This window comes from Pseudomonas baetica (genome assembly GCF_051216495.1).
In the GTDB taxonomy this organism is placed as follows: domain Bacteria; phylum Pseudomonadota; class Gammaproteobacteria; order Pseudomonadales; family Pseudomonadaceae; genus Aquipseudomonas; species Aquipseudomonas baetica_B.
Genome location: NZ_JBPKAM010000017.1, coordinates 17,581 through 26,606, shown reverse-complemented (window position 1 = coordinate 26,606; position 9,026 = coordinate 17,581). Strand labels below are relative to the sequence as shown.

Here is a 9,026-nt window from a genome sequence, read left to right as displayed (position 1 = left end):
GTGCGCTGTCGGGCACGACGGCGCACTGCATCATCTCCAATGAGAGCGTAATCACATGAGCGACAAACTGCAGCTGATCCTTGAAGACACCGACGGCACGCAACTGGAAACTTCCTGCACCCGCGTCGCGGTCATGTGGCAAGGCAAAGAGCTGTGGATCCAGCAGGACGGCCGCGGCCAACTGCTGATCGGCGTGGACGTCGAAGAAGATGACGAGGAATACGCCAACCTGCTGCTGCGTCCATTGGCGACTAACCTTGTAAGTCTGCAACTGGAGATGGAACCCGCTGACCTCGGCGACGAGGAACACGTTCACGGCCCGGATTGCAATCACGACCACTAAGGAAATCGCTCTATGCTCGCCCTCGGCAAACTGCTTGAACTGACCCTCGCCGGCCGTGAACCGGCGGAGAAGACTCAACTGACTGTCGAAGGCGTGCGCATGCGCTGGTTAAGCGAGGGCGCGCTGGAAGTCCGGCCGCCCGAAGCCCGTGATAATGGCTTGGACCTGCTGCTGTCGGCAGGGATCCATGGCAACGAAACAGCGCCGATCGAATTGCTTGATCGGCTGTTGCATGACATCGCTCGCGGCGACTTGAAGCCGCGTGCACGTATTCTGTTCCTGTTCGGCAACCCCGAAGCAATTCGCAAGGGCGAGCGTTTCGTCGAGCAGGACGTCAATCGGCTGTTCAACGGCCGTCATGAACAAAGCAGCGGCTCCGAAGCGTTGCGCGCCTGTGAGCTGGAGCGCCTGGCCGCCAGCTTTTTCAGCCTGCCGGGTCGCCAGCGTTTGCACTACGACCTGCATACCGCCATCCGCGGCTCGAAAATCGAGCAGTTCGCGCTGTACCCGTGGAAGGAAGACCGCCAGCACTCGCGTCAGGAGCTGGCTCGCCTGCGCGCCGCCGGCATGGAGGCGGTGCTGCTGCAGAACAAGCCATCCATCGTTTTCAGTTCCTACACCTACGACAAGCTCGGCGCCGAGGCCTTTACGCTTGAGCTGGGCAAGGCGCGGCCATTCGGGCAGAACGATGGCGTCAACGTGTCCCTGCTGGAAACCCGTTTGAAACAGATCATCGAAGGCACCGAGCCGGAGACAACTGAGCAGGCCCTGGATGGTTTGCAACTGTTCAGCGTGGCACGGGAAATCATCAAGCACAGCGACAGCTTTCGCCTGAACCTACCGGCGGACATCGAAAACTTTTCGGAGCTGGACGTGGGTTATTTGCTGGCCGAAGACATCGCCAATACCCGCTGGATCATCGAGGAGGAGGGCGCCCGGATCATTTTCCCGAACCCCAAGGTGAAGAATGGCCTGCGCGCCGGCATCCTGATCGTGCCCACCAGCGACGAAAACCTGGCCTGACTGCGATCTCAGAACTGTCATGAAACCCATGTGGGAGCGAGCCTGCTTGCGAAGACGGATTAACAAACGACATCACCGTTGAATGTTAAACCGCTTTCGCGAGCAGGCTCGCTCCCACAGGTTTTCTGGTGTTTAGACGGCTACTGCGCGCGGCTCGGTGCGGCGCAGCGCACGGATCTTGTGCAACGTATCCGCACACGTCCTCGCCGCTTCCTGGCCTTTATGCACGAAATGCTCGAAGAAGAACTTCTGGTGTTCTTCACCGGCATGGAAGTGGTGCGGGGTCAGGGACACCGAGAACACCGGCACTTCGGTTTCCAATTGAACCTGCATCAGGCCGCTGACCACAGACTGGGCGACGAATTCGTGACGGTAGATCCCGCCGTCCACCACCAGGGCTGCTGCGACGATGCCTGCATAACGTCCGGTTTTGGCCAGCAACTTAGCGTGCAATGGCATTTCAAAGGCGCCGCCGACTTCGAAGAAGTCAATGTCGGACTCTTGATAACCCTGGGCAATCATTTCGGCGACGAAGCCTTTACGGCTCTGGTCAACAATATCCTTGTGCCAGCAGGCCTGAATGAACGCAACGCGCTCGCCCTGATGGTGTTTGCTTTTGCTGTCGATTGCGGTGGGTTGCATGTTCTGACTCCTGTTTGTGTGAAAAACAGGGCGTTATGAATCGAAGGGGATTTCAGGGTACGCACGTTCGCACGAATGCTGCGCACGGCCCATCGGCAACAATCCCGTTCTCTCTTCATCCGGACTATGACCGTCGGCCCCGGGATCACACCGGGTCTGCTGACCTTGCCGCCGCCACCGCCAAAACCGTGCCGCCACCAAGCGCTCGCGGGCTATGCGCATTGCGCGCAATTACCGCCGGTGGGGAGTTGCACCCCGCCCTGAGAACGTTTTTGCCGCCGGAAAGTTTGGCGGCGCAGCGTTTTTAACACATATTTCCTGACTGCACACTGATGCTTTCAGATGATTGCCATCGAGTTCTTCGCTGGATCGATCCGCCTTTTCCGTGTTCAAGGGTTGATTATTCATCGGCATGACCGCAGTAATTCCTTCCTGAAAGGGATTTTCCCCTGCTAACCGAGGCCAGATTCATGAGCGTTATCGATCTTCGCAGCGACACCGTCACCCAACCTTCCGCCGGCATGCTCGACGCGATGGCCATCGCGGCCACCGGAGACGACGTTTATGGCGAAGATCCGACGGTCAATCGACTGGAAGCCGAGCTGGCAAAACGGCTGGGTTTTGCCTCGGCGCTGTTTGTCCCGACCGGCACCATGAGTAATCTGCTGGGGTTGATGGCCCATTGCGAGCGCGGCGACGAGTACATCGTCGGCCAACAGGCCCACACCTATAAGTACGAAGGCGGCGGCGCGGCGGTGCTGGGTTCGATCCAGCCGCAGCCCCTTGAAGTGCAGGCCGATGGTTCGCTGGATCTCGCACAGGTTGCGGCCGCGATCAAACCGGACGATTTCCATTTCGCCCGCACCCGACTGTTGGCGCTGGAAAACACCATGCAGGGCAAGGTTTTGCCCCTGGAGTATCTGGCCCGGGCTCGCAGCTTTACCCGTGAGCACGGGTTGCAACTGCACCTGGACGGGGCTCGGCTATACAACGCTGCGGTCAAATTGGGTGTAGATGCCCGAGAGATCACCCAGCATTTCGATTCCGTTTCGGTCTGCTTGTCCAAAGGCCTCGGTGCGCCGGTTGGCTCGGTGTTGTGCGGTTCGGCGGAGCTGATCGCCAAGGCACGGCGCCTGCGCAAGATGGTCGGCGGCGGCATGCGTCAAGCGGGGATTCTGGCGGCGGCGGGCTTGTATGCCCTGGATAATAACGTCCAGCGCCTGGCCGAGGACCACGCCAATGCCCACTATCTGGCCGAAGGCCTGCGTGCGGCAGGTTATGAAGTGGAGCCAGTGCAGACCAACATGGTTTACGTGGCGATGGGCGACCGGGCCGACGCGATCAAGGCCTTTGCCGCCGATCGCGGGATCAAGCTCAGTGCCGCCGGTCGTCTGCGGATGGTGACGCACATGGACGTCAGTCGCGCACAAATCGAGCAGGTCGTCGCGACATTCGTCGACTTTTCGCGTAAGTGATAGCGTTAGCAGTCCAATTGACCGTTTCTATCGTATAAACACGCTGTACCCCGCGCGCAGGGCCGATATAATGCGGCCCTTTGCCGTCGTTTCGTCTGTTGACGTTTCGAACAGGCCTTTGGCCGCAGCCTCCGTGGAAGAACCTAATGAAAAGCGCAGAAATCCGTGAAGCCTTCCTTCGCTTCTTCGAAGAGCAAGGCCACACCCGTGTAGCCTCCAGCTCTTTGATTCCGGGCAATGACCCAACCCTGCTGTTCACCAACGCGGGGATGAACCAGTTCAAGGACTGCTTCCTGGGCCAGGAAAAGCGCGCGTACACCCGCGCCGTCAGCAGCCAGAAATGCGTGCGCGCCGGCGGCAAGCACAACGACCTGGAAAACGTCGGTTATACCGCTCGTCACCACACGTTCTTCGAAATGCTGGGTAATTTCAGCTTCGGCGATTACTTCAAGCGTGACGCCATCACCTACGCCTGGAACTTCCTGACCTCCGACAAATGGCTGAACCTGCCAAAGGAAAAGCTCTGGGTCACCGTCTACGCCAGCGATGACGAGGCGTATGACATCTGGACCAAGGAAATCGGCGTTCCGGCCGAGCGCATGGTTCGTATCGGCGACAACAAGGGTGCGCCGTACGCTTCCGATAACTTCTGGACCATGGGTGACACTGGCCCGTGCGGTCCCTGCACCGAGATTTTCTACGATCACGGCGCCGACATCTGGGGTGGCCCACCGGGCTCGCCGGAAGAAGACGGCGACCGCTACATCGAAATCTGGAACAACGTGTTCATGCAGTTCAACCGCACCGCCGATGGCGTGTTGCACCCGCTGCCAGCGCCGTCGGTGGATACCGGCATGGGCCTGGAGCGGATCAGTGCCGTGCTGCAGCACGTTCACTCGAACTATGAAATCGACCTGTTCCAAAGCCTGCTGAACGCATCGGCCAAGGCCATCGGCTGCACCAACGACGCCCAGGCTTCCCTGAAAGTCGTGGCCGACCACATTCGTTCCTGCGGCTTCCTGATCGCCGACGGTGTGCTGCCGTCCAACGAAGGTCGTGGCTATGTACTACGCCGGATCATTCGTCGCGCTTGCCGTCATGGCAACAAGTTGGGCGCCAAGGGCAGCTTCTTCTATCAGATCGTTGCTGCTCTGGTCGCCGAGATGGGTGAAGCCTTCCCTGAGCTGAAATCCCAGCAGGCGCACATCGAGCGCGTGCTGAAAGCCGAAGAAGAGCAATTTGCCAAGACCCTGGAACAGGGCCTGAAAATCCTCGAGCAGGATCTGGCCGAGCTCAAGGGCGACGTAGTGCCGGGCGACGTGGTGTTCAAGCTCTACGATACTTACGGTTTCCCGATGGACCTGACCGGCGACATCGCTCGCGAGCGCAGCCTGACCATCGACGAAGCCGGTTTCGAGCGCGAAATGGAAGCCCAGCGCGTCCGTGCGCGTTCCGCCAGCTCTTTCGGCATGGACTACAACAGCCTGGTCAAGGTTGACGTCGACACCGAGTTCACCGGTTATACCGCTCACAGCGGTTCGGCAAAAATCGTAGCTCTCTATAAAGATGGGCAATCGGTCGACGTATTGAATGAAGGCGAAGAGGGCGTGGTCGTTCTGAACCAGACTCCGTTCTATGCGGAATCCGGTGGTCAGATCGGTGATTGCGGCTTCCTCCAGGCAGGCGCAGCGCGTTTCGACGTGCGCGACACCACCAAGACCGGTGGTGCGTTCCTGCACCACGGTGTACTGGATTCGGGCAGCCTGATTGTCGGTGCTCCGGTCGAGACTCATGTCGATGCAGAAGTGCGCCACGCCACTTCGCTGAACCACTCGGCCACTCACTTGCTACACGCTGCATTGCGTCAGGTGCTGGGCGATCACGTTCAGCAGAAAGGCTCGCTGGTGGACAGTCAGCGCCTGCGTTTCGACTTCAGCCACTTCGAAGCGATCAAGCCTGAGCAGTTGAAAGCGCTGGAAGACATCGTCAATGCCGAGATCCGTAAGAACTCGGAAGTTGAAACTGAAGAAACCGACATCGAAACCGCCAAGCAGAAAGGCGCCATGGCGCTGTTCGGCGAGAAATACGGCGACAATGTGCGCGTACTGAGCATGGGCGATTTCTCCGTCGAACTGTGTGGCGGTATCCACGCCAACCGTACCGGCGACATCGGCCTGTTGAAAATCATCAGCGAAGGCGGTGTGGCTTCGGGTGTGCGTCGTATCGAGGCAGTCACAGGTGCCGCGGCACTGGCCTACTTGAATGCGGCGGAAGAGCAACTCAAGGAAGCGGCGAGCCTGGTCAAGGGCAGCCGCGACAACCTGATCGACAAGCTGTCGGCTGTGCTGGAGCGCAACCGTCTGCTGGAGAAGCAACTCGAGCAATTGCAAGCCAAGGCAGCCAGTGCTGCGGGCGACGATCTGTCGGCGCAAGCGCAGGACGTCAAGGACGTGAAAGTGCTGGCCGCGCGCCTGGATGGCCAGGATGGCAAGGCGCTGCTGGCACTGGTCGATCAGCTGAAAAACAAACTCGGTCGCGCAGTGATCCTGCTCGGCAGTGTCCATGAGGAAAAGGTCGTACTGGTTGCAGGCGTAACCAAGGACCTGACTGGCCAACTCAAAGCCGGTGATTTGATGAAGCAAGCCGCTGCGGCAGTGGGCGGGAAGGGCGGTGGTCGTCCAGACATGGCGCAGGGCGGCGGTACCGACGCCGGCGCACTGGATGCAGCACTGGCGCTGACCGTTCCATTTGTAGAGCAGGGTCTATAAGGCAGCGTGTCCGGCCCGCAGTCTAGTGGCGGGCCGGAAGCTGTTTGAGTGTTTATTTGGGCGCCCTTCATGGGCAGAGGCGGCTTTGAAATGGCTTTGATCGTACAGAAATTTGGAGGCACCTCGGTCGGCACTGTCGAGAGAATCGAGCAGGTCGCCGACAAGGTTAAGAAATTCCGCGATGCCGGCGATGACCTGGTGGTTGTGCTGTCTGCAATGAGCGGCGAAACCAACCGTCTGATCGATCTGGCCAAGCAAATCAGTGGCGACGGCCAACCGGTTCCTCGCGAACTGGATGTGATCGTTTCCACCGGTGAGCAGGTGACGATTGCCCTGTTGGCCATGGCGCTGATCAAGCGCGGCGTGCCGGCTGTGTCCTACACCGGCAATCAGGTTCGGATTCTGACGGATAGCGCGCACAATAAAGCGCGTATCTTGCAGATTGATGACCAGAAGATTCGTGGCGACCTGAAAGCGGGTCGTGTAGTGGTTGTCGCCGGTTTCCAGGGCGTCGACGAGCACGGCAACATCACCACCCTCGGTCGTGGCGGTTCCGATACTACCGGCGTAGCTCTGGCGGCAGCCTTGAAGGCTGACGAATGCCAGATCTACACCGACGTCGATGGCGTCTACACCACCGACCCGCGTGTGGTGTCCGTGGCTCAGCGCCTGGACAAGATCACCTTCGAAGAGATGCTGGAAATGGCCAGCCTCGGTTCCAAGGTGTTGCAGATCCGTGCGGTGGAATTCGCCGGCAAGTACAACGTTCCGCTGCGCGTACTGCACAGCTTCAAGGAGGGTCCGGGTACCCTCATTACTATTGATGAAGAGGAAACCATGGAACAGCCGATCATTTCCGGCATCGCTTTCAACCGCGATGAAGCCAAGCTGACCATCCGTGGCGTGCCAGACACCCCGGGCGTTGCGTTCAAGATTCTCGGCCCTATCAGCGCCGCGAACATTGAAGTAGACATGATCGTGCAGAACGTTGCGCACGATAACACCACCGACTTCACCTTCACCGTTCACCGCAATGACTACCAGGCTGCGCAAGGCGTGCTTGAGAACACCGCGCGTGAGATCGGTGCTCGTGAAGTGGTAGGCGACACCAAGATCGCCAAGGTGTCGATCGTTGGCGTTGGCATGCGCTCTCACGCTGGCGTCGCCAGTCGCATGTTCGAATCCCTGGCCAAGGAAAGCATCAACATCCAGATGATCTCGACTTCGGAAATCAAAGTCTCCGTAGTGATCGAAGAGAAATACCTGGAACTGGCTGTGCGCGCCCTGCACACGGCTTTCGACCTGGACGCACCGGCCCGCCAGGGCGAGTGATGTGTTCGCCAAAGGGCGCGGTCTGACCGCGCCCTTTGTTTTTGGAATGGCTTGACCCCCGAAGCTGTTCTTTTGCTCGCGTTAGTCAATACTCTGGCTTGTAGGCCTCGACCGATTTGGTTGTAGGCTTTTTGCCTTTTTTTTGCAGACTGTTGTCCCTGAAATGAAATGCGTGAGGAGAAAGGTATGCTGATTCTGACTCGGCGGTGCGCAGAAAGCCTGATTATTGGTGATGGCGAAATCACCGTGACCGTGCTCGGCGTCAAAGGAAATCAAGTGCGTATTGGTGTGAACGCCCCTAAAGAGGTGGCAGTCCACCGCGAGGAAATTTACCTGCGCATCAAGAAAGAGAAGGACGAAGAACCAAGCCATTAATTTTTATCGTTTTTTATGTTTGCAAACGGGGAAGAAGCTGGTTAATATACGCCCCGTGTTGCGGAGAGCTGGCCGAGTGGCCGAAGGCGCTCCCCTGCTAAGGGAGTACACCTCAAAAGGGTGTCGGGGGTTCGAATCCCCCGTTCTCCGCCATTATTTTCGTAGTACGTTGTAATCTGGCTTTTTCGGTAAGTTGTTGAAATTACTAGAAAAAAGCGCTTTACAAACAGATTCAACGGCCTATAATGCGCGGCAACAAATGCACTCGTAGCTCAGCTGGATAGAGTACTCGGCTACGAACCGAGCGGTCACAGGTTCGAATCCTGTCGAGTGCACCATTTAAGAGTTGTTTGCAGTAATGTGAATGGCTTGGCTTCAACCAGTTGTGATCTGGTATAAAAACACAAAATGCACTCGTAGCTCAGCTGGATAGAGTACTCGGCTACGAACCGAGCGGTCACAGGTTCGAATCCTGTCGAGTGCACCATACAACAGAAAGCCCGCATTTAATGCGGGCTTTTTGCCGTCTGGGATTTGGCTTTTCCTTTCGTACATCCTCTCTCATCGAACTCGATCTGTGCGCTGCGGCCTCGTTTGGTTTTGTAACGGTAACTCGTGCTTGAATTCCGAATACTGATCTTGTCTGGTTTGCCGAGTGCGCTTTCCACGTCTTGCTGGGTCATGCCCGCAATAATCCTTTGATTGATGATTGCTTCGCGCCGCTCTTTGGCGTTGATCAGGCTCCCGCATTTGTATTCTGCCTTACCGGCGACGGTCGGGTCTTTTCTTGAATGTTTTGTGTTTGATGGTGGGCGATGCTCTGCTTCGGGCATTAGAGTCAGCAACGTGCTGCGGGGTGTGAAGGTGCGGACGTCCTGGAGTGATAGGCTTTCGTTGGCCCTGCAGCTCAGTGTGGTGAAGGTGATGTGTCCATTGCCTGCCTCGCACCGGTGAATCGTCGTAGCAAAAGCCCAGGAAGGGCAGAGCAGTGCGATGAGTAAATAGTGCTGCGCATTCGGTGGCATCCAGCGTCCTCCCTGACAGTTCTTCTCAAGCGTAGCTGCCTCT

General features: G+C 58.0%; 8 protein-coding genes, 3 tRNA genes and 1 riboswitch. Of the genes, 9 read left to right on the top strand and 2 right to left on the bottom strand.

The annotated features are described in order from the left end of the window. The first annotated feature begins 55 nt into the window (after positions 1 to 55). Both ACSFE6_RS08950 and astE read left to right on the top strand, forming a co-directional pair. The gene (locus ACSFE6_RS08950; protein WP_433736763.1) at positions 56 to 343 is read left to right on the top strand and encodes a topoisomerase II; all 288 of its coding nucleotides are present in this window, start codon (positions 56 to 58) and stop codon (positions 341 to 343) included. A gap of 12 nt (positions 344 to 355) precedes the next feature. Then, on the top strand, positions 356 to 1,366 hold the full coding sequence (gene astE, locus ACSFE6_RS08945; RefSeq protein WP_435427257.1) for a succinylglutamate desuccinylase: 1,011 nt from the start codon (positions 356 to 358) through the stop codon (positions 1,364 to 1,366). Positions 1,367 to 1,498: 132 nt separating this feature from the next. On the opposite strand, the gene ACSFE6_RS08940 is transcribed toward astE, so the two are convergent. Then, a complete protein-coding gene (locus ACSFE6_RS08940; protein ID WP_435427256.1) occupies positions 1,499 to 2,008 on the bottom strand; it encodes a 6,7-dimethyl-8-ribityllumazine synthase in 510 nt (169 codons plus the stop codon). 102 nt (positions 2,009 to 2,110) lie between these two features. After that, positions 2,111 to 2,280: riboswitch (FMN riboswitch) on the bottom strand. A 198-nt stretch (positions 2,281 to 2,478) separates the two neighbouring features. On the opposite strand from ACSFE6_RS08940, the gene ltaE reads away from it, so the two are divergent. The 7 genes from ltaE (at position 2,479) to ACSFE6_RS08905 (ending at position 8,445) form a co-directional block, all read left to right on the top strand. Beyond that, positions 2,479 to 3,483 carry a low-specificity L-threonine aldolase gene (ltaE, locus tag ACSFE6_RS08935; RefSeq protein WP_435427255.1) on the top strand — a complete coding sequence of 335 codons (1,005 nt, stop codon included), beginning with the start codon at positions 2,479 to 2,481 and terminating at the stop codon, positions 3,481 to 3,483. A 146-nt stretch (positions 3,484 to 3,629) separates the two neighbouring features. Next, positions 3,630 to 6,251: an alanine--tRNA ligase gene (gene alaS / locus ACSFE6_RS08930; RefSeq protein ID WP_435427254.1), complete on the top strand. Its 2,622-nt coding sequence runs from the start codon at positions 3,630 to 3,632 to the stop codon at positions 6,249 to 6,251. 90 nt (positions 6,252 to 6,341) lie between these two features. Next, a complete protein-coding gene (locus ACSFE6_RS08925; protein ID WP_077045934.1) occupies positions 6,342 to 7,583 on the top strand; it encodes an aspartate kinase in 1,242 nt (413 codons plus the stop codon). 186 nt (positions 7,584 to 7,769) lie between these two features. Continuing rightward, on the top strand, positions 7,770 to 7,958 hold the full coding sequence (gene csrA / locus ACSFE6_RS08920; RefSeq protein ID WP_002554426.1) for a carbon storage regulator CsrA: 189 nt from the start codon (positions 7,770 to 7,772) through the stop codon (positions 7,956 to 7,958). A 62-nt stretch (positions 7,959 to 8,020) separates the two neighbouring features. Continuing rightward, positions 8,021 to 8,111 (top strand) — tRNA-Ser (locus ACSFE6_RS08915). 108 nt (positions 8,112 to 8,219) lie between these two features. Then, a tRNA-Arg gene (locus tag ACSFE6_RS08910) sits at positions 8,220 to 8,296 on the top strand. 72 nt (positions 8,297 to 8,368) lie between these two features. Then, a tRNA-Arg gene (locus tag ACSFE6_RS08905) sits at positions 8,369 to 8,445 on the top strand. A gap of 19 nt (positions 8,446 to 8,464) precedes the next feature. Here the strand turns inward: ACSFE6_RS08905 and ACSFE6_RS08900 are convergent. Continuing rightward, positions 8,465 to 8,983, bottom strand: a complete 519-nt coding sequence (locus ACSFE6_RS08900) for a cell envelope protein SmpA (RefSeq protein ID WP_435427253.1) — start codon at positions 8,981 to 8,983, stop codon at positions 8,465 to 8,467. Positions 8,984 to 9,026: the final 43 nt, after the last annotated feature.

Bases quoted from the DNA above. Each gene is read 5' to 3' on its own strand.
- ACSFE6_RS08950 (WP_433736763.1), top strand. From the start codon at position 56: ATGAGCGACAAACTGCAGCTGATCCTTGAAGACACCGACGGCACGCAA.
- astE (WP_435427257.1), top strand. From the start codon at position 356: ATGCTCGCCCTCGGCAAACTGCTTGAACTGACCCTCGCCGGCCGTGAA.
- ACSFE6_RS08940 (WP_435427256.1), bottom strand. From the start codon at position 2,008: ATGCAACCCACCGCAATCGACAGCAAAAGCAAACACCATCAGGGCGAG.
- ltaE (WP_435427255.1), top strand. From the start codon at position 2,479: ATGAGCGTTATCGATCTTCGCAGCGACACCGTCACCCAACCTTCCGCC.
- alaS (WP_435427254.1), top strand. From the start codon at position 3,630: ATGAAAAGCGCAGAAATCCGTGAAGCCTTCCTTCGCTTCTTCGAAGAG.
- ACSFE6_RS08925 (WP_077045934.1), top strand. From the start codon at position 6,342: ATGGCTTTGATCGTACAGAAATTTGGAGGCACCTCGGTCGGCACTGTC.
- csrA (WP_002554426.1), top strand. From the start codon at position 7,770: ATGCTGATTCTGACTCGGCGGTGCGCAGAAAGCCTGATTATTGGTGAT.
- ACSFE6_RS08900 (WP_435427253.1), bottom strand. From the start codon at position 8,983: ATGCCACCGAATGCGCAGCACTATTTACTCATCGCACTGCTCTGCCCT.